Annotated in this window: 14 protein-coding genes; 12 read left to right on the forward strand and 2 right to left on the reverse strand. The window is 69.7% G+C overall.

Annotated features, from left to right (window positions below; genetic code table 11):
* The first annotated feature begins 5 nt into the window (after nt 1-5).
* The 8 genes from AC6I0Y_RS01955 to AC6I0Y_RS01990 all read left to right on the forward strand — a co-directional run bounded on the left by AC6I0Y_RS01955 (nt 6) and on the right by AC6I0Y_RS01990 (nt 11603).
* Entirely contained in the window at nt 6-1646 is a 1641-nt protein-coding gene (locus AC6I0Y_RS01955) for a hypothetical protein (protein WP_497732698.1), read from the forward strand.
* A gap of 147 nt (nt 1647-1793) precedes the next feature.
* Nucleotides 1794-2300, forward strand: a complete 507-nt coding sequence (gene tsaE, locus AC6I0Y_RS01960; protein ID WP_201750979.1) for a tRNA (adenosine(37)-N6)-threonylcarbamoyltransferase complex ATPase subunit type 1 TsaE — start codon at nt 1794-1796, stop codon at nt 2298-2300.
* 102 nt (nt 2301-2402) lie between these two features.
* The gene (gene tsaD / locus AC6I0Y_RS01965) at nt 2403-4964 is read left to right on the forward strand and encodes a tRNA (adenosine(37)-N6)-threonylcarbamoyltransferase complex transferase subunit TsaD (protein ID WP_497732700.1); all 2562 of its coding nucleotides are present in this window, start codon (nt 2403-2405) and stop codon (nt 4962-4964) included.
* Between the two features lie 894 nt (nt 4965-5858).
* Nucleotides 5859-7280: an MFS transporter gene (locus AC6I0Y_RS01970; RefSeq protein WP_497732703.1), complete on the forward strand. Its 1422-nt coding sequence runs from the start codon at nt 5859-5861 to the stop codon at nt 7278-7280.
* 580 nt (nt 7281-7860) lie between these two features.
* Entirely contained in the window at nt 7861-8718 is an 858-nt protein-coding gene (locus tag AC6I0Y_RS01975) for a hypothetical protein (protein WP_497732706.1), read from the forward strand.
* Between the two features lie 332 nt (nt 8719-9050).
* Nucleotides 9051-10205 (forward strand): NrfD/PsrC family molybdoenzyme membrane anchor subunit, encoded by a 1155-nt coding sequence (gene nrfD / locus AC6I0Y_RS01980; RefSeq protein WP_497732709.1) that lies wholly within the window; start codon nt 9051-9053, stop codon nt 10203-10205.
* Nucleotides 10202-10732 carry a GntR family transcriptional regulator gene (locus tag AC6I0Y_RS01985; RefSeq protein ID WP_497732711.1) on the forward strand — a complete coding sequence of 177 codons (531 nt, stop codon included), beginning with the start codon at nt 10202-10204 and terminating at the stop codon, nt 10730-10732. Before nrfD (AC6I0Y_RS01980) ends, AC6I0Y_RS01985 begins: the two co-directional genes overlap by 4 nt.
* On the forward strand, nt 10638-11603 hold the full coding sequence (locus AC6I0Y_RS01990) for a slipin family protein (RefSeq protein WP_497732713.1): 966 nt from the start codon (nt 10638-10640) through the stop codon (nt 11601-11603). The genes AC6I0Y_RS01985 and AC6I0Y_RS01990 overlap by 95 nt, the downstream gene beginning before the upstream one ends.
* Nucleotides 11604-11699: 96 nt before the next feature.
* Here the strand turns inward: AC6I0Y_RS01990 and AC6I0Y_RS01995 are convergent, their stop codons facing one another.
* Nucleotides 11700-12185, reverse strand: a complete 486-nt coding sequence (locus tag AC6I0Y_RS01995; protein WP_497732714.1) for a type II toxin-antitoxin system VapC family toxin — start codon at nt 12183-12185, stop codon at nt 11700-11702.
* A complete protein-coding gene (locus tag AC6I0Y_RS02000; RefSeq protein ID WP_497732716.1) occupies nt 12166-12480 on the reverse strand; it encodes a hypothetical protein in 315 nt (104 codons plus the stop codon). Before AC6I0Y_RS02000 ends, AC6I0Y_RS01995 begins: the two co-directional genes overlap by 20 nt.
* Before the next feature lie 423 nt (nt 12481-12903).
* Here AC6I0Y_RS02000 and AC6I0Y_RS02005 point away from each other — a divergent pair, with 423 nt between their 5' ends.
* The 4 genes from AC6I0Y_RS02005 (at nt 12904) to AC6I0Y_RS02020 (ending at nt 20741) form a co-directional block, all read left to right on the forward strand.
* Complete coding sequence (locus AC6I0Y_RS02005; protein WP_497732719.1) at nt 12904-15336, forward strand: molybdopterin-dependent oxidoreductase; 2433 nt, start codon at nt 12904-12906, stop codon at nt 15334-15336.
* Nucleotides 15337-15346: 10 nt separating this feature from the next.
* Nucleotides 15347-15973 (forward strand): 4Fe-4S dicluster domain-containing protein, encoded by a 627-nt coding sequence (locus tag AC6I0Y_RS02010; RefSeq protein WP_497732721.1) that lies wholly within the window; start codon nt 15347-15349, stop codon nt 15971-15973.
* A gap of 53 nt (nt 15974-16026) precedes the next feature.
* On the forward strand, nt 16027-17298 hold the full coding sequence (nrfD, locus tag AC6I0Y_RS02015) for an NrfD/PsrC family molybdoenzyme membrane anchor subunit (protein ID WP_497732723.1): 1272 nt from the start codon (nt 16027-16029) through the stop codon (nt 17296-17298).
* Between the two features lie 983 nt (nt 17299-18281).
* Nucleotides 18282-20741: a molybdopterin-containing oxidoreductase family protein gene (locus tag AC6I0Y_RS02020; RefSeq protein WP_497732725.1), complete on the forward strand. Its 2460-nt coding sequence runs from the start codon at nt 18282-18284 to the stop codon at nt 20739-20741.
* The last annotated feature ends 5 nt before the right edge of the window (nt 20742-20746 follow it).

Below are 20746 nucleotides of genomic sequence, written 5' to 3' on the forward strand. Positions count from 1 at the left end.
GAGCTATGCACGATCTGAACAAGACCATGTTCTACAAGACTTCGTTCGACGTCCGGTCGGTGGACGAGGAGGGCGATGCGCTCTGGAGCCTCATCTGCAGCCTGCGACTGTGGGCGACTCGCAAGTACCCGGCCCTGCCGCGGGAGGCGTCCTTCTGGAGCGCCCTCAAGCAGACCCACCGGGCGGAGGAGGCCGGCGTGAGGTTCCGGTCGGAGCTCTGCCTCGAAGGCGAGGGGCCGAGTCACTGGGCGCTCGCCATCGAGGAGGTCTTCGCCGAGCCGGATAAGGCGCCGCGCCACTGGACGACGGAGGTGACGTTCGCCTGGACGGAAAGGCGCGCGGGCCACGCTGCCATCGCGTTGTCCTACGGCGACCGGCCGGGCTTCCTCGGCCCCTGCCAGCCGCGGCCCTCCTGCACCACGCCCGGCTTCATCCGTGCCATCTTGGAAAACGATCGCCTGGCGTGCACCTCGTCGGGCCGAGCCGTCTCCCTCGATCCCCGCGAGCTGCGCGTCGGCGACTTCAAGGCGTTCTGGGAGCTTGTCGCCGACGAGGCGCGCGAGACGCCTGTGATCTACGTGAGCCCCCGCTTCGACGGCGACGAGGCGCGTTTCGCGGTGGCTCCGCAGCGCATCGCCGCTTCGCTTGGGCCGTCAGCCTTCGTGTTCTTCTCGCAGGATCGCGCGTTCGTCCAGGAGATGGGCGCGCTCATCCCCGACCTTGCCCTGCGCTGCGACGGCGGGACGGTGCGCGTCTACGCCACGCGGCCGCGGATGGCGGACGGCCGTGACCGCGCCCGCCACCGCTTCTTTCTGACGCGGGACATCGAGGCGATGGGCGAGGACGACTTCGTCTTGCTACTCCGCCGGGCCCTCGCCCAAGACGTGCACTTCTACGAGGACATGATGCGGGCAGACGCGGTGAAGCGCCGGCGCGGGCGTCTCGTCTTCGAGCGGCAGGTGCGCGACCGGTCGCTGTCCGACGCTTTCGCGCTGGTGGAGAAGGCGGAGGGCGACCGGATGACGGCCGAGGAGCTCATGGAGGACCTGAGCCAGGAAAACGAGCAGCTCGAACGGCGTTGCGATGAGCTCAAGGCCGCCCTCTACGTAGCCAACGCGAAGGCGGAGGCGCTTGAGGGCCAGGCGGCCCGGGCCGGCGGCGCCGAGCCGGGCGTGGGTGCCCTGGGCCGCTTCCCGCTGTCCTACGACGCGGTGGCCCTGCTGTTTCGCGAGCACTATGGCGAGCGCATCGACTTCACCGACCGCGCGCGCAAGTCCTTCGGCACGTGCATCACCGAGGTCGACCTCGTCTGGAACGCGCTGCGCGACTTGTGCGAGATCGCGCATCCCCTCTACGCCGAAGGGGAGGCGGGGGATCTGGCCAAGGCGTTCAACTCCCGCTCCGAGTTCACGCTGAAGCGCGGGGCGGGGATGATGACGCGCAAGGACGGCCGGCTCATGGAGCAGTACGTGGATATCTACCAGGGCCGCGAGATCAAGGTGGAGACCCACCTCGCGAAGGGAAACGACGACTCGAGCAGCCGCAGCCTGCGCCTCTACTTCGGCTTCGACCGGGAGAGCGGGCGGATCGTCGTGTCATCTGTCGGGAAGCACCTGGACAGCTACCTCACGAGGTCGATGAGGTAGGCGGGCCTCGCACAGGGGGAGGCGCCGCTGGCGTCAGCGACCCGGCGGCTTTCGCGGAGCGCCGCGGAGGGCGGCTGGCCGGACGCGGAAAAGCGGAGAGTCGGTGGGGTTTCGGGCGCCGGGCGCCGGTTGGCGTACCATGGCCCCATGGCTAACGGACTTACCTACCTGCGCAACACCACCACGCCCGAGGCGACCAAGCAGCTCGCTTCCACGCTGGCTCCCTACCTGCGGGCGGGGGATGTGGTGGTGCTCAACGGCGACCTGGGCGCCGGCAAGACCCAGTTCGTGCAAGGGGTGGCGGCGGCCCTCGGCGTGCGCGCCGCGGTGACGAGCCCCACCTTCAACATCCTGCTCGAGTACCACGAGGGCGCGCTCCCGCTCTACCACTTCGACTTGTACCGTCTGGACGAGCCCTCCCAGCTCGATGACATCGACTACTTCGGCGTCATTGACGGAGATGGCGCGTCGTTCGTGGAGTGGGCCGAGAAGTTTCCCGACGAGCTGCCCTACGACTACCTGGAGATCACCATCACCGCCGATGAGCGCGGGACGCGCCGCGTCGTCGCGCACTCCTACGGCTCGCGTTCGCGCCAGCTTCTGTGCGTGTGGGCCAACGACTCGAAGGCGCGGCTGGGCAAGACCCAGCTCTGACGCCCGCGCGGCGCCCGCCTTCGCCGCGCCTCCCGTGCCGCAGGTGCCCATGAGGTAGAATGCAGGCAGCTCTCAACGCAGATCAGGAAGGGAAAACGCTCCATGGAACCCATCGCGTCGCCGCTGGTGCTCGCCTTCGACACGGCCAACGAGGTCATCGCCATCGGGCTGGGACGACTTGACGCGGCGGCGCGCTCCGTCGCCCCCGTGGCCACGGCTGAGGTCGAGGCGCGCCGCGCGTCCAACACCCAGCTCATCCCCCGCGTGGATGCGCTGCTGGCCGAGGCCGGCGCTGTGCGCGGGCAGCTGGCGTGCGTGTGCGTGGGGCGCGGCCCGGGGTCGTTCACCGGGGTGCGCATCGCCCTGGCGGCGGCCAAGGGCATCGCGAGCGCGCTCGGCATCGGGCTGGTGGGCGTGTCCACGCTCGACGCCGTGGCCTGGGGCGCCTGGGCTGCGGGCGCGCGCGGCGAGGCGCTCGTGGCGGCCGACGCCATGCGCAAGGAGGTCTATCCGGTGCGCTATGCGCTAACCGCGGACGGCCCGGTGCGGCAGGGCGCCGACCGCGTGCTCAAGGCGGAGGAGGCGGCTGCGGAGGCCGTGGTCGAGGGAGGCTTGCTCGTGGCCGGCGACGCCCTGCGCAAGTACGCCGCGCTGTTCGAGCCGGCCGGCACGCTTTTGCCCGAGGGCACGTGGACGCCCACGGGCGCGGGGCTCCTGCGCGCGCTCGAGGACGCCTGGCGGGCGGGGGAGTGCGACCCCCTGGACGCGACGCGCCATCAGCCGGCCCTCGTTCTGCCGGTGTACACGCGCCTCTCGGACGCGGAGGAGGCCGAGCGCGCCCGCCTGGCGAAGGACGATCCGACGCTTGCCGGCGCTCGCGGCAGCCGGCATGTCACCATGAATGACACGGCCGTGGCCAATGCCCGGGCTGATGCGCGCGGCGTCGCCCTCAAGCCGCTTGACCGCGCCCACGCCGGCGCGGTGGCCGCGCTCGAGGCGCGCGTCATGGGCAGCGACGCTTGGTCGGAAGCGCTTGTGGCCGACGAGCTGGGCCGCGCCGACCGTGTGTGGTGGGCCGCCTACGCGGCTGACCCCGCCATGCCGCTGCCGGCCGACGCGCCGCTTGTCGGCTACGCCGGCGGCTGGGTGGTGGACGGCGACGTGCAGGTGCTCAAGGTGGGCGTCGACGAGGCCTTCCGACGCCGCGGCCTGGCGCGCGCCCTCGTGGCGCGCGTGGCGGCCGACGCCCGCAGCCTGGGCGCGCGCACGGCCTCTCTTGAGGTGCGCGCGGGGAACGAGGGCGCCCGCGCGCTCTACGAGGCGCTCGGCTTCGCGAGCCTGGGCACGCGCTCGCGCTACTACTCGGACGGCGAGGACGCGGTGATCATGCGCGCCGAGGTGCTGCCGGCGGATGCTGGCGCGCTCGGCGGTGCGGATGCGGCCACCGTGGCCGGCATGGCCGTGGTGAACCACGCCGAGCCGGCGGAGGCGGCGCATGCGGAGGATGCCACCTCGGCGGGCGTCGGCGAGGGCGGGTCGGCGCCTGGCGCGGGGGACGCGCGCGACGCCGAGGGCCCCCGCCCCGGCGGCGCCCCTGCATCTGCGTCGGCCCCCGCGTCCGAGCCCCCGCGCCCGCTCATCCTGGCCATCGAGTCCTCCTGCGACGAGACGGCCGCCGCCGTGGCCGATGGCGACGGGCGCCTGCTGGCCGACGTGGTGGCCTCGCAGGTCGACTTCCACGCGCGCTTCGGCGGCGTGGTGCCCGAGATTGCCAGCCGCAAGCACATCGAGGCCATCTGCGGCGTGTGCGACGAGTGCCTGGACGTGGCCTCGGCCGCCGCCGGCCGCCCTGTGGCCTGGGCAGACCTGGACGCCGTGGCCGTCACCTACGCGCCAGGCCTCGTGGGCGCGCTCGTGGTGGGCGTCGCCTTCGCCAAGGGCGCCGCGTGGGCGCTTGACGTGCCGCTCATCGGCGTGAACCACCTGGAGGGCCACCTCTACGCCAACAAGATCGGCGACGACGCCTTCGCGCCGCCGGCCGTCGTCTCGCTCGTGTCGGGCGGCAACACGCTGCTCGTCTCCATGCGCGGCTGGGGCGACTACCGCACGCTCGGCGCCACCATCGACGACGCGGTGGGCGAGGCCTTCGACAAGGTGGCCAAGGCACTCGGGCTGGGCTACCCCGGCGGGCCGGTCATCAGCCGCTTCGCCGCCCAGGGCAACCCGGACGCCATCCCGTTTCCCCGGGCCATGCTGCACTCGGGCGATCTGCGCTTCTCGCTCTCGGGCCTCAAGACGGCCGTGGTGACCTACGTCAACCAGGAACGGGCCGCCGGGCGCGCCCTCAACGTGCCCGACATCGCGGCCAGCTTCCAGCAGGCGGTGGTGGACGTGCAGGTGGCCAAGGCGCGCCGCGCCCTGGAGGAGACGGGCGCGCCCACATTCTGCCTGGGTGGCGGCGTGGCGGCCAACCCGGTGCTGCGCGCGGCCTACGAGGACCTCTGCGCCCAGATGGGCGTGCGCCTGGTGATGCCGCCGCTGCACTCCTGCGGCGACAACGCGGGGATGATCGCGCTGGTGGCGCTCGACCGCTACCGCGCCGGGCGCTTCATGGGGCTTGACGCCGACGCCCAAGCCCACGCCGACCTCGACGAGCCGTACTAGGGCGCGACCGCGCGGCTTCCACCTGCGGCGGGGGCGCGGGAACGCCGTCTGCGCGAGGGCGCCGGGGGCGGCGGCCTCCCTGTGCGCGGCCGGGCGGTGGGGGAAGGCGGTCGTCCCTCATGCGCGGCCGGGCGCCTCGTGGAGGCCCCCTCCGCGGAAGGTCGCCCGCCCGTCGCCCCCCCCTCCGCGGAAGGCTGCGTACTCCGTCGCTCGCGCGCAGACGGTGCCCGCGCTCGACCATCTTCTGGCGCACGAAGGTTCCCTTCGACCTCTCGCCCGTCGTCCCCGTCCCTTCGACCCCCTCTACCCGTCATCTCCGCCCTTCCGGCCCCCCGTCCTCCCGGTTCTCTGCGTGCGAGCACGGTCGGGCAGGAAAACGCCCGAATTCTGGCAAGAGATTGCGGGTTTGCGACATTCCTCAGGCGCCTTGCCGCCTTGTGCCTATAGCCGATTGGTGCCGACCAGGCATTTCGCACGCCGGGCCGCAGCTTTCGTGCGAATGCGCCGCCGGGAAATGTCGCAAACCCGCAATCTCTTGCCAGAAAAGACACGATTTCGCGTCCGTGGCCCTCGCCGCCGCCCGCGATGGCCCGTGCTATCCCGTCTCTCCGCGCCGGCTTTCGCCTGCGACGGCCCGCGTTGCGTGTCCCGCGCTCCTCCACGTTGGCCTGCGCCGTGCTTGCTGCTCTCGCCTGCGGTGGCTCCCGCTTGCGTTGCCTTCGGAGGGGGCGGCCTGCGGCGCCGAAGCCGCGCGGCGGCCCGCCTCGCTTTCCCTGCGGTTGCCGGGGGCGTAGGACGGCGGCGGAATTAAGCCTTGGCTCTGGGCGCGCAAGGCGTACACTGGGAGGGATGTCCGGGTTTCCCGGGCGTCCCTTTTGCGTGGAGAGGACGGGCATGGGCAACGGGAAGGCGATGACGGGGGAGACGCGAGCCGGCGAGGCCGCGGACGCTCGCGCGTCACGGCCCGACGCCGCCACGCGCCCCGCGGACGCCTGCGCGTCGCGCTCCGGAGCCGACGCGGCCCCGCGCGGCGGGCGCCCCGTGCGCGACGACCGGCTGTGGACGCCCGTGTTCCTCTTCGTCATCGGCGTCACGCTGTTCACGTTCCTCGTGAGCCAAGGGCTCAACGCCGGCACCTCCGTCTACATCACGACCCTGGGCGGCACGGCCACCTACGCGGGGCTTCTGGCCACGGTGTTCTCGGTGGCCGCCGCGGCGGCGCGCTTCATCTGCGGCCCCATCGTGGACGATCGCGGGCGCCGCGTGGCGATGGTGGCGGGCAGCGTCGTCATGATGGCGGGCACCATTGGCCCTCTGTTCACCGGCGACTCCGAGCTCATGGTTCTGTGGCGGTTTCTCCAGGGCGTCGGCTTCTCGGCTGCCACCACCGCCTCGGCCACGGCTGCCGCCGACGTGCTGCCGCGCGAGCGCTTGGGCGAGGGCATCGGCTATTTCGGCCTGGGGCAGGCGCTCGCCATGTCCGTCGGGCCGGCGCTCTCGCTGTTCCTCGTGTCCACCGAGCCGCATGAGAACCTGTTCGTCGGCGTCACGGCGGCCGGCGCGCTCGCGCTCGTGTTCTCGCTGCTGTGCCGCTACGAGAAGAACCCCGCCGTCCTGCCTGCCACGAGTGCCTACCGCGTGCGCTGGGAGCGCGCGCAGCTGGACGTTGGCCAGGGCGAGCGCGCGCTCGAGCGCGCCGAGGGGGACGCGGCTCCGCGCGAGTCGCTCGTGTCGCGCGTCATCGAGCCCAAGGCCCTGCACGGCGCGCTGCCGGCGCTCTGCATCATCCCCTCGGTGGGTTTCGTCATCTTTTTCGTCGGGCTCTATGGAACGGTGCTCGGCGTGGGCAACGCGGGGCTGTTCTACACCGTGTCGGCCGTGTCGATGGTGACCGTGCGCCTCAAGTCAGGCGCGTTCATGGACCGCGTGCCGGCCATCAAGGTGCTCAGCGCGGCCGTGGTCTGCGGCATCGTCGGGTTCCTCATGCTGCTGGCCGCCGGTGCCCTGGAGGGCGGCGCGCGCAGTGCCGTGTTCTACCTGGCGGGGCTGCCCTACGGGCTGTGCCTGGGCGTGTGTCAGCCGCTCAACCAGACCATCGCGGTGAAGTGCTCGCCGCCCGAGCGGTGGGGCGCCGCCAACGCGCTGTATCAGCTGGCCATCGACGTGGGCATGGGCGCCTCCACCGTGGTGTGGGGCGTGCTCAACGACACGCTCGGCTTCGGCGCGTCGCTCGTCGGCTCCATCGTCTGCCTGCTCGTCGGCTACGGGATGGCGTGGCTGGCCTACCCGCCGGCCGAGCGGCGCTGGAGGCGCTAGGCGTCCGCGCGCGTTCGCAGCGGGGGCGGCTCCTGCCAAAAATCGAGGTTATGCGCCGTTTTTCGGGGGCGTTTTGTCGCGGAGGGGAGTTAGCCGGGGCTTTTTGCAGGAGAAACGGCGGCTGTGTGGGTCTGGCGCGGGGAAAGCGGGGTGTGAGGCGACGCACGACCTCGATTTTTGGCGGAAATCGGCGCGTGGCGGCTCGCGGGCGCGCGCCGTCTGGGGCGCGGGGTTCTACGAGGCCCCGGCGGCGGCCGCCCCGCCGTGCGGCGCCCGCGCCCGCTGGGCTTTCCGGCGGCCCCATCGTCGCGAGGCCTTCTCCCCGCAGCGTCGGGCCGGCTTCCGGCGGAGGTCGTGCTTTCGCCGTGCTGGGCAGCGAGGCGCGTGTCGGTGCCGCGCTTCTCGGGGCGCGCTCGCGCGCGGGCTTTCAAGGTAGGGGCCGCCTGCGCAGGGGGAGGCTGCTTCGTGGTGCAGTGGCACGGTATGACTAATGCGGGCTCGGTGCGTGACGGGGGTTCACGTGCTGCCTGAGACAGGCGGCGGTCATGCTCGGTTCGAGGCGAGAGCGAGGAGAGGCTCCATGAGGCTGCTGATGAGGCGCGTGCTCAGCTTGCTGTGCGTTGCGCTGCTCGCAGGGTCGCTGGCGCTGGCTGTCGCCCTGGCTGCGCCGACTGGCGACGAGTGTGTGGGAGGGCCTGTGCCCGAGACGGTCGCCGAGGCCGATCGCGGCGGCGGGGATGCCCCCGAGGCTGATGGGCCGGCCCTGCGGCTGGACGACATCCGCACCGCCGACATCCGCACGTCAGCCGAGGTGCGCTCGGCGCTCTTCGCGCTCACCGCGCAGGGCGAGACCGCGCTCGCGCCCGGGCGGCACGCGGTCTTCATCGATCGCATCGACGTGCCGGCCTACGCGCGCGACTTCTACGACCTGCTGGCAGAGGCAAGCGACGGCGACGGCGTGGACGACTATCTCATCGAGGATCGCTGGTTCGACGGGGCGTCCCTTCCCGAGGCGAACCCGGCCGCCGGCCCGGCGGGGTCCGTCGGGGGCTACGCCGCGCTGCACGCGGGCACCCTTCCCGGTGCCGGAAAGCTGGGCGATGACGAACGGGCCGCGGCCTCGGACGAGGCCATAGCCGCGCTCTACGCCGTGATCGCCGCCTTCGATCGCGACCACCCGGAGGTGTTCTGGCTGGCCCCGCGCGTTTCCCTGGCGTCGGCGTGTGGCGGCGATGACCTGCTGCTCTTCTTCCTGCCATGCGGATCGCCGCCCTCCGCCTCCCGCGGTGCGGGCTGCGCGGCCCCGCATCCGGCCGCCGCCGGTTTCCCGGGCTGCGCGTCCCTCCCCGCGTCCGGTTGTCGCCCTGCCTCTCCGCTTTGCCATCCCGCCCGGGCCGACGCTTCTCGCGTCCCAAAATGGCCAAAATCGACGGCCTGACGACAGAAAGGGGGCTCCGCGTATCCGCTGTGGCTCAGTTTCGTCCTAGCTGCCCAACGCGACCTGCGGTTTTGCCGAACGGTAGGCGGCTTTCTGGCCCAGGGGGCCTCGCGGGCGTCGTCAAGCCGTCGATTTTGGCCATTTTGCGCCCGCGTTCTGCGCAGACTGTCGGGGGGGGGCACGCCATCCCCGCCTCGATGTTTCCATGGCCCCTGTGCCTCGCTTTCGCCCGCCAGCACTTTGCCCTGACCCTATGACACGCTGTCATATACTTACCCCGCGCTTTATGGCATACTGCGGGGGAGGAAGCGACGGGGGCCGAAGGGGGAGGAATGCTCGGCGAGCTGGCGGTGCTCTACCTGTTTCTGGGCGGCGCGGGCGCCGGGTGCGTGGCGGCGTGCTCGCTGGTCGACCTGCTGTGGCTGCGCGAGCCCTTCGGGGCGACGGCGGTTTACGGGCCCGACCCGGCGGTGGATCCGGCGCGGCGCGCGGTAGCGCTGGGGTTTGCCCTGGGGCTTGGCGTGCTCGTGGCCGGCGTGGCGTGCCTCGCCTTCGACCTGGGGCGGATCGACCGCGTGCTGGCGCTGTTCCTGATGCCGCAGCCGACGGCGATGAGCGTCGGGGCCTTCGCCCTGGCGGCGCTCGTCGCGGTGGCGGCGCCCTTGGCGGCGGTGCGGCTGCTGTACCTGCCGGCTCTCGGCCGGCCAGCGGTCACCGCGCTGGAGGTGCTGGCCGTGGCGCTGGGCCTGGTGGTCATGGTCTACACGGGGCTCCTGCTGCAGTCGCTGCAGGGCGCGGGGCTGTGGCGGTCGGTCTGGCTGCCGGTGCTGTTCGCGCTGTCGTCGGCGTCGTGCGGCGTCGCGCTGACGCTGGCCTGCTGCCCGTGGGTCGGCGACGACGCGGCCCTGCGTCGGCTGACGCGCGCGCTCATGCGGGTGGACGGCGTGCTCATCGCAGCCGAGGCCGTGGTGGCGGCGCTGTTCGCGGGCCTCGCGGCCGCGAGCGCGCACCCTGGCGCGGCCCTGGCGGCCGATGCGCTGCTGACAGGTCCGCAGGCTGCGGCCTGGTGGCTCGGCTTCGGGCTGTGCGGGCTGGGGCTGCCCCTGGCTGTTGAGGCGACGTGCCTGCTGGGGCGCGGGCGCTCGGCGCCGCGCGGCATCGTGCTGGCGCCGGCCACGCTGCCGGCTGTGGCGGCGGTGCTGGTGCTGGTCGGCGGCGTGTGCCTGCGCTGGGCCGTCACCGACGCCGCCGTTCCGCGCGAGCTGGCCCTGCAGGATCCGGCCGCCGCGACGGAGCTGGCGCTGACGGACGATGCCGCGTCCCGCGCGCCCGGCCTTGCGCCTGCGCCTGCCGGCCCGGCCGTCGTCGCGTCCGCCGCGTCGCACGGCTCGGCCCGCGCCGCCGCCCCGCGCGCCGCCTCGCCCCTCGGGGCATCCGCGCCGCCGCTTGCGGCGCACGACGAGAGAGAAGGGTTGATCGCGCCATGATCAAGTTGGGAAAGACCATCCCCGCCGGGGATCTCTTCGAGCTGGACGAGAAGAGCAGCCTGCCCATCTGGCTGCAGCTCAAGAACCGTTTCATCTACCTCATCACGTCAGGCTACTACCTGCCGGGCGACCAGCTGCCCACGGTGCGCGGGCTGGCAGCCGAGGTAGAGATCAACTACAACACCGTCAGCAAGGTGTACCAGAGCCTCGAAGAGGACGGCTACATCCAGTCGAAGCGCCGTCAGGGCGCCTTCGTGTGCGACGTGAGCGACAAGCCGGGCGTCTCCATCGCCGTCACGGCCGAGATCGTCACGGCGGAGTACCTGCAGCGCTGCCAGGAGCTGGGCATGTCGCTGGAAGACATAGACGCGCAGTTCACGGCTAGCCTGGTGGAGGCCAAGGCCAAGCGCGGCCGAGACCAAGGAGCAGCTGATGAGGCGAAGGACCAGAGCGGCCGCGGACGAGTCGTCGTCTTCCCCCGCGCAGCGGACGATTCAGAGCAACGTGCAGCTGGAGACGGGGCGTAGGCGCACCTCGCGCAACGCCGCCGCCGCCTTCACCGTCGTCGTATTCCTCCTGGCCGCGGCCCTCGTGTGCGCCGTGGCCGAGGCGGTTGGCGGCATGGGCGTGGCGGCTATCGTGACGGCCGTCATCGTGGGCGTGCTGGCGGCCTCGTCGGTGCACGTCGTGATGGAGTGGGAGAAGGCCGTGGTCATGCGCTTCGGCAAGTTCAACCGTGTGGCCGGCCCGGGCCTCGTGTTCACCTGGCCCCTCATCGAGTTCTACACCCTGCGCGTGGACCAGCGCGTCATCGCCACCTACTTCGGCGCCGAGGAGACGCTCACGAGCGACCTGGTGCCGGTGAACGTGGACGCCGTGGTGTTCTGGATGGTGTTCTCCGCGAAGAAGGCCGCCATCGAGGTGGAGGACTACGCGAGCGCCGTGTCGTGGATGTCCCAGGCCATGCTGCGCAAGGCCATCGGCCGCGCGACCCTGAGCGAGGTGGCCACGCGCCGTGACCAGCTGGACGCCGAGCTCAAGGACGTGCTGGAGGAGAAGCTGGCCGACTGGGGCATCGCCGTCATGGACGTGGAGGTGCGCGACATCGTGGTGCCCAAGGAGCTGCAGTCGTCCATGGCCGCCGAGGCCGTGGCCACTCGCGAACGCAACGCCCGCATGATCATGGCCGAGGCCGAGCGCGACATCTCCGAGATGCTGCGCGACGCCTCCGAGGTGTACGACGGCGACGCCGAGGCCCTGCGCCTGCGCACCATGCACCTGGCTTACGAGTCGGTTAAGCAGTCCGGCGGCACCGTCGTCATCCCCAGCGCCTTCAGCGAGGGCTTCGTCCCCGACGCCGACGTCTCCCGCGCCGCCCAAGCCGCTCCCGGCAAGTAGGGAAGGGAAGCCCGCTGCCCCACCTTCGCGCCAAGGCGTGCTTGCGCGCACACCTTGGCGCACGTGCTGCGGCCCACGCCCCCTCGGCTTCAAGGCCTATCTTGGCTCTCGCCCATCGCCTCTTCCGCCTTCGTCCCAGTCGACGGTCTCGTAGACGATGCCGTGCTCGGCGGCGAGGTGATCGAAGAAGGCCTGCGGGGAGAGCGCCGGCACGCGGCTGTCGGCGAAGTCCGCCGCGTCGCGGGTGATCAGGAAGTCGGCGCCCGCCTTCTCCGCCGCGATGGCCACCAGACAGTCCTCGAAGTCGTCCCAGGCGCGCTCGGATGCCAGCTTGACGTCCGAGCCGTCGATGGAGCAGATCTTGAGCCAGCCGAGGCTCTCGAGGAACGCGGCCTGCACCTCCGAGCTGGGATGCCTCTTAGACAGGACGTAGAAGACGTCAGTGAACGACTTGGCCGACACCCAGAGCTCCGCATCTCCGAACGAGCTTGCCAGCATGAGCTGCCGCGCGTAGTCGACATGCGGCTCGCGCCGCTGGTAGAAGTCGATGAGGATGTTGGTGTCAAGCAAGATGCTCAGCATAGCGCTCATCCCTCGCCTCGCTCAGCATCTGCCCGAAGGGGCGCCGTCCGTTAGGATCGGCCGGCTCCAGGCGCATGACGGACAGCGACGCGTCGATCCGCCGCATCTGATCGGCGGTGGGGGTCCTCCTCCCCGCGGCGGCCGCCTTCGGCCCCTGCGGCAGCTTTCGCTCGCTCAGCAGGTACCGGTACGCCGCGTTCACCAGCTGGGTGGGGGTGGCCCCTATCTCACGCAGCACGGCCGAGCCCTGCTCCTTGACCTCCGCGGGAACTCGCGCGGTGACGATGGCATCCACGGCGATCTCCTTTGCCTCAGGATATGTAATACGGTATTACATTAGTATACATCGTCAAGCGCCACATCGCAAGCGCCAGAATGTTTCACGTGAAACATTTGTTCTCTAACTAACCTCCTGAACAGGCAATTCTTCCCATTGCTCCTCGCTCAACGGCCGACATGCCCACCCTCTGTCATAGATTGTCATACAAAAATCGTTGACGGGGGGGGGGGTTCTATGACAGACTAGGGCAAGAAGAACCCGGCCGGTTCTACGATGTCGGAGAAGAGCGCTCATGGGAAGAGGTCAGCGCACGAGGCGTGCGGCTTGACAGCGAAGAGGGGCGCTCCGGGGATATCCCGCTCTGTTGATGGGGCTCAATGGGCACCTATGAGCCGACTGTCGACGCATGGGGTATTCCAGCTATCTCGAGGAGGAGAGATGTCAGGAACCACCAGCCCGCACGGCGGGCTCACGAGGCGCGGCTTCCTCAAGGCCACCGGCGCCCTCGCCGGCGCGGCGGCCCTCGCCGGCGCCGCGACCACCACCCTGTCCGCCCACGCCGATGCACCCCATGTGTCCGATGGCGAGCAGGTGTTCTGCGGCGTCTGCCGCGGCAACTGCGCCGGCGGCTGCTTTCTGGACGTGAAGGTTCGCGACGGCAAGGTCGTTCGCACCTCGGCACGTGACCTGCCCGACACGCGCTACAACCGCATCTGCGCCAAGGGTCTTACCCACATGTACCGCATCTACCATCCCGACCGCATCAAGTACCCGATGCGACGCACCGGCGAGCGCGGCTCCGGCGAGTTCGAGCGCATCAGCTGGGAGGAGGCCATCTCCACCATCTGCGATAAGTGGAAGGGCTACCAGGCGCAATATGGCGATGGCGCCATCAGCTACTATGTCGGCTCCGGCAACTACGCCGCCGCGAGTGGCCAGTCGGTCGGCGGCGGCCCCCAGACCTTCTTCGCGGCGCTCGGGGCGCTCAAGGTCGACGCGTGCGTCGACATGGCGCGTGGCACGGGCCAGCAGCCCGTCCTCGGCATCGGGCCCTACGTCACGGGTAACGAGCCGGCCGATCTGCTGAACGCCCGCACCATCATCGTCTGGGCCTCCAACCCGGCTCACTCGCAGGTGCAGTCCATGCACTGGCTGCTCGACGCCCAGGAGAACGGGTCGGAGTTCATCTGCATCGATCCCACCTACACGGCAACCGCCGCCAAGGCCGACTGGCACATCCCCATCCGTCCCGGCACCGACGCCGCCTTGGCCATGGCCCTGATGAACATCGTCATCGACAGGGACTGGGTGGACTGGGACTTCGTCGGCAACCACTCCGACATCGTGTTCCTGGTGCGCGACGACACCCATAAGTACCTGAAACTGAGCGACGTGCGTCCCCTTGCCGAAGGTGAGGCGGATGGCCCGGTGGTCATGGGCGCTGACGGATCGGTCGGCCTGCCGGGTCAGGTGGCGGACGTGGCCCACGAGGGCTCCTACGCGGGCGACGGCTTCACCGCCACCCCGGTCTATGCGCTGCTGGTCGACGCCATCGCCGACTACACGCCCGAACGCGCCTCGGAGATCTGCGAGCTCCCGGTGGAGACGATAGAGACCCTGGCCGAGCACTACGCCTGCAACACCCCCTCGACCATCTACATGTACTTCGGCTGCGATCACTGGGTGAAGGGCCACTATGCCTACCGCGCCACCTCGTGCTTGGCCGCCCTGACCGGCAACCTCGGCAAGCCGGGTGCGTTCTGCGGCATGCCGGAGTCTTTGGCGACGAACGTCATCAACTCGGCCGGGCTGGCAAAGCTCCAGGGCGGCAAGAAGTCTTCCGGCACCGTCGGCATCCTGCATCTCCCGGAGATCATGACCGAAGGCCATTACGGGCCGACGGAGGTGAACCTCAAATCCGTCTACATCGGCCATGCGAACATCGCGGGAAACACGTCCGAGCGCGAGACCATCCTCAAGGCCCTTGACGAAATCGAGTTCATCGTCGCCGCCGACATGAACATGAACGAGACCATCACGCATGCCGACATCGTCTTGCCTGCCGCCCATTGGTTCGAGCAGGAAGACGCCTTCGTCTGCTATTCGACGCATCCCTACGTCCTGCTCCAGGAGAAGGCCATCGAGCCCCTCTATGAGACCAAGAGCGACTACGAGATCTGCCGCCTTATCCTTGACGGCATGGGGCGTGGCGATGTGCTCCCGGCTGATGTGGCCGACTACCTCACCCTGTGGCTTGACAGCGAAGGGGCGCGGAAGATGGGCCTGACCTACGAGCGGCTGCGCGAGGAGAAGGCGCTGCGCTTCGTTCCCGAGGGCTTCATCTTCTCGGAGGGTGGCGTGTTCTCCACGCCTACCAAGCGGGCCCAGTTCTTCAATGAGGCTCCCAAGCCCGCGCGTGACTGGGGCCAGAAGATCGAGCTTGAGAAGGAGCAGCTGCCCTACTGGGAGGCACCCTTCGAGGGTTGGACGGACAGCCCCCTGGCCGAGAAGTACCCCTATGTTCTGCTGTGGGAACATCCCCGTTGGCGCACCCATAGCCAGTGGTGGGACGTGCAACTCTTCAACGAGGAGCTCTATCCCGAGCCCATCGTCCGCATCAACCCGCAGGACGCCGAGAAGCTCGGCGTTCAGACGGGGGACATCGTCAAGCTCCGCAACGATCGCGGCTATGTGGTCATCAAGGCGGTTGTCAACCCGGGCGTGCGCCCGACGACGCTCCTCATTCCCAAGGGCTGGGAGAAGCACCAGTACATTGACGGGCATGGCCAGAACCTCCATCCCAGGGACTGCCACCCCATGGTGGAGAACGGGGCGTTCTTTGACTCGCTCGTAGCTATCGAGAAGATGTAGGGGGCATACGATGACTCATTACGGAATGGCCATAGACACTAAGCGCTGCTTCGGATGCCAGACCTGCACCGTGGCTTGCAAGACGGCGAACAACCTGCCGCGCGGCGTCATCTGGAATCGCGTGCTCACCGAAGGTGGCGATGAGGTCGACACGGCTTCGGGCGAGTATCCCGCCACGCTGAAGATGGGCTACCTGCCTGTTTCCTGCCAACACTGCGAGAACCCGGCCTGCGTGAAGGTGTGCCCCGTGGGCGCTACGTACAAGGATCCCGAGACGGGGATCGTCCGCCAGGACTACGACAAGTGCATCGGCTGCCGCATGTGCATGGCGGCCTGCCCCTACACGGGCGTGCGCTCCTTCAACTGGGAGGAGCCCTCCTATTCGTTCGACTTCGCGCTCGGTGACAAGCAGGTGCCGGAGCATCAGAAGCACGTCGTGGAGAAGTGCACGTTCTGCTGGCATCGCATGGCGGAGGGGGAGCGCCCGGCCTGCATGGAGCTGTGTCCCGGCCGCGCCCGCTTCTGGGGCGATCTGGACGACCCCGAGAGCGACGTCGCGAAGCTGATTGCGACTCGCAACTACAAGCAGCTTTTGCCTGACGAGGGCACCAAGCCGTCCGTGTACTACCTGGTGTAACTTTCTCGCGCGCGCCGCTATCAGGCGGCGCGCCTTCTCCGAAGGAGACGACTATGTCTGATATCAACAACGGCGTCGGCGTCATCGACGACGACTTCAACCCGGCCGCGGCGCCCGAGCGCGCCCGCGAGGCGGCCGGTGCCCGGGCGGCGGCCTGGGGCGGCAGGGGCCTCACCGTCGCCATCGGCGTGTCCGCCGCGCTGGCCGTGCTCGGCATCGTGCTGTGGGTGATCCAGCTCTCCGGCGGCATGGTGCAGACCGGCATGCGCAACCTCGATTCCTGGGGCCTCTACATCACCAACTTCATGTTCTTCGTGGGCCTGTCGGCCGGCGGCCTCATCATCAGCTCGGTGCCCAAGGCGTTCGGCATCGCGGGCTTCGGCGGCATCTCGAAGGTGGCCGTGTGGACGTCCATCGCCGCCACCGTGTGCGCCATCGCCTTCGTGGTGGTCGACCTGGGCCAGCCCCTGCGCCTGTGGGAGCTCTTCGCCTACTCGAACCTGGGGTCGCCGCTGATGTGGGACATCATCGTGCTGGGCACCTACCTCATCCTGTCCTGCGTGTACCTGTGGGCCACGCTGCAGAACGAGCGCGGCCGCGTGTCGTCGACCGCCCTGCGCGTGATCTCGGTGGTGGCGCTCGTGTGCGCCGTGCTGGTGCACAGTGTGACCGCGTGGATCTTCGGGCTTCAGCAGGGCCGCGAGATGTGGCACACGGCGCTCCTGGCCCCGTGGTTCGTGTCCTCGGCGCTCGTGTGCGGCACCGCGCTCGTCGCCATCGTGGTGGTGGCGCTGCGCAAGGCCGGCTACCTGGCGCTCGACCAGGCGAACGTGACGAAGCTTGCCAAGCTGCTGGGCGCCTTCGTCTGCGTCGACCTGTACTTCTTCGGCTGCGACCTGCTCACCGAGGCGTTCCCCGCCGCCGGCGGCATGGCCGTGGTGGACATGCTCGTGTCCGGCCCGCTCGCCCCGTTCTTCTGGGTGGAGGTCATCGGCTGCGTGGCGTGCGCCGTGGTGTGCTTCACCCCGTCGCTGCGCCGCCCCGGCCTCATCGTCGGCGCGTCGGCGCTGGCCATCGCCGCCATCTTCTGCAAGCGCGTCCAGCTGCTGATCGGCGGCTTCCAGATCACGAACCTGGAGATGGCCGGCCCCGTGACGCCCCTGACCGTCACCGGCTGGGAGTCCGGCATCTCCGGCGCCTACCAGGGGCTGGTGTACTGGCCGACGATGATCGAGTGGGGCGTCACCCTGGGCGTCATCGCGCTCGGCGCCCTCATCCTGCTGGCCGGCCTGAGGTACCTGCCGCTGCGCCCCAAGCAGGACTAGCCTACTCCCGCCCGCGGCCCGGCACCCCTCCCGCCGGGCCCGCGGGCTTCCCCCGCGCCTGCCGCGCGCAGGCCGCGGAGCCCGCGCCGCCCGCACGGCGGCCGCGGGCCGCTCGCGTCGCGTCCCGCGGCCGCGGGCCGCTCGCGCCTCGCAGCTGGCGCGTGAAACCCGCGCCGCCCGCACGGCGGCCGCGGGCAACCAGGCAGTCGGGGTCTCCGCCGCCCACCCTTTGCGGCGCCCCCGACCGGCCGGGCCCATCTTCAACCGCCCGGCCGCCGCGCCGCCCCGCGCCTACCCAGCGCCGGGGCGGCGCCTCTTTGTTCTGGTGCCCTGGCGGGGGAGGGGCGCCGCCAAAACTCGGGAAATCGCGCCCTCGACGCAAATTCGGGCGGTCTTGCACCCGGCTGTCGCCCTTCGGCTGGCCAGCCCGCCCTCGGTTCCTTCAGCGACCTGGGGCTTTGCCGCGCCGGCTCTTCCAGGGCGTCGGTCTTCTTGCTTCGGGGAGTGCAAAACCGCCCGAATTTGCACGGAGGCGCCGTTTTTCGCGGGCCTCCTCCCCACGCCGACCCGGCGCGCATTCTCTTGTCATAGGCTGCCCTACATTTCTTCTTGACATCCCTCCTCTGCGTATGACAGACTATGACAAGAAGAATCCGGCCGATTCTGGGAAGTAAAGGGGGAGCGCGGCGGCGCGCCCGCGGGCCGCAAGAAGATGGGCGGCGAGCGGGCAAAGGGACGCCGAGGCGCTCCGAAAGGGTATCTCAGGCATCGACGCCGAGGCGCGGGGGCGCGCCGAGGCGCCGTCGATGCGAAGGCGCGGAACGCCCGCCAAGGCGCAGGGGTGCGCCGGGGCGGTCGCGCGCGGCGCCCATCCGACGGAGGGGACGGCGCCGGGCATCCGACAGCGGCAGGCCGCGGCGCACGCGCGCCCGGGCCGACGCGTCGGTGCGAGGGGATATCCTGGCTATCTTCGAGGAGGAGAGATGTCAGGAACCACCAGCCCGCACGGCGGGCTCACGAGGCGCGGCTTCCTCAAGGCCACCGGCGCCCTCGCCGGAGCGGCGGCCCTCGCCGGCGCCGCGACCACCACGCTGTCCGCCCATGCGGACGACAAGCTGCCCGACACGGGCGACCAGGTCTTCTCGGGCTACTGCCGCGGCAACTGCCTCGGCGGCTGCGCCCTCGACATCCACGTGCGCGACGGCCGCGTCGCCCGCGTGGCGCCGCACATCTTCGCCGATGACGACGGCACGGGCATGTCCCGCATCTGCATGCGCGGCATCACGCACCCGCAGCGCATCTACGACCCCAACCGCCTCAAGTACCCGATGAAGCGCGTCGGCGAGCGCGGCTCCGGCGAGTTCGAGCGCATCAGCTGGGAGGAGGCCATCTCCACCATCTGCGAGAAGTGGAAGGGCTACCGCGAGCAGTACGGCGACTCCTCCATCGCCCAGTGGTACCTGGCCGGCAACGACGGCGCGCTCCACGGGTTCCTCGGCTCGGCGTGGCGCCGCTTCACCCGCGCCATGCAGGCGTCGTCCATCATGACCGGCGCCGACTACTCCGGCATCTACATGAACAGCCTGACCATCGGCGACAGCGCCACCTTCGGCCCGTGGAACGAGGCCACCACGCTGCGCGAGGCCAAACACATCTTCATCTGGGGCACCAACCCCGTCGAGTCGCGCCCGCACGACTGGCGCTTCATCCTGGACGCTCAGGACAACGGGTGCAAGGTGACGGCCATCGACCCCATCTGCACCATGTCCGCCAGCCGCGCCGACCGCTACATCCCCATCCGCGCCAACTCCGACACGGCGCTCGCCATGGCGTGCTGCCGCATCGTCATCGACGAGGGGCTGACCGACGACGCCTTCCTGCGCAAGGCCACCGTCGCGCCCTTCCTGGTGCGCAAGGACACCGGCGCCTACCTGCGCGCGGCCGACCTCGGCGAGGCCGACGAGGCGGCGGGGAAGAAGGTGCTCGTCTGGGATGAGGCCTCCGGCGCCGCGGTGCCCCAGGACACGGTGGCGACGCCGGCTCTGTGGGGCACGTTCACGGTGAACGGCATCGAGGTGACAACCGCTCTCGAGCTGCTGAAGGAGCGCGTGGACGAGTGGACGCCCGAGCGCGCGGCCGAGGTGTGCGGCATGACCGTCGACGATGTCTACGAGGTGGCCCACGACGTGGCGGACGGTCCGTCGTGCATCTACACGTCCTTCGGCTTCGGCCACGCGGGCAACAGCCATCCGATGTATATGTCCACGGCGGCGCTGCTCATGCTGACCGGCAACCTGGGCAAGCCGGGCACGAGCAACGGCGTTTCCAAGTCGGCCGCCAAGTGCATCTCGATGAAGTACTTCGTGGTGCCCGGCAAGAACAACGGCCCCCAGTACTACGTCTCCCAGCTTCCCTCCATCATGGAGACGGGGAAGTACGGAGACAAGGACGCCGTCATCAAGAGCGTCTACGTCTACTCGGGCAACGTCTTCGGCAACACGGCCGGCAAGACGGAGATGCTCGAGGCCATCAAGAAGATAGATTTCATCGTGGTCACCGACATGCGCATGACCGACACGGTGAAGTGGGCCGACATCGTGCTGCCCTGCGCCCACTGGTTCGAGGTCAACGACATCAGCACGCGCGCCATCACCCCCTACGTCATTCTCCAGGAGAAGTGCATGGAGCCGCTGCACGAGGCCAAGAGCGACCTGGACATCTGCAAGCTGCTCGCCGACGGCATGGGCTTCGAGGACCTGTATCCCGACGACGAGATGACCATGCTCGAGAACATTGTGAACTGGTCGAACTTCAAGGGCTGGTCGGCCGATAGCGCCATCACGTGGGATCGCGTGAAGGAGGAGAAGTGCGTGCGCTGTCGTCCCGAGGGCTGGTGCGACGGCGCCGACGGCGTCTTCGGCACCGCCACGAAGAAGGCCCAGTTCTACCTGGAGAAGCCCACGCCGCGCCTTGACTACGGCCAGAAGATCGACGTGGAAAAGGAGCGCCTGCCCTACTTCGAGCCGCCCTTCGAGGCGTGGACCGAGTCCGTCGACCAGTTCGACAAGAATCCGCTAGCGGAGAAGTATCCCATCGTGTTCGTCCAGTTCCACGGCCGGTGGAGCACCCATACCCAGTTCCGCGAGACGCCGTGGATCAAGGAGATCAAGCCCGAGCCCATCATCCACCTGAGCGTCGAGGACGCAGCCGAGCGGGGCATCGCCAATCGCGACGTCGTCCGCGTGTTCAACGACCGCGGGGCCTTCAAGGTGAAGGCGGTGGTCGATCCCAGCATGCCCAAGGGCATGGCGAACCTTCCCCATGGATGCATGGAGGACATGTTCATCGAGGGTCACTACCAGTATGTGACGGCCGGCTCTGAGAACCCGGTCTGCAACAACGAGAACTACAGCGACTGCCTGATCCAGATCGAGAAGGCGTAAGGGGG

Source organism: Adlercreutzia sp. St.1H8 (assembly GCF_059728655.1).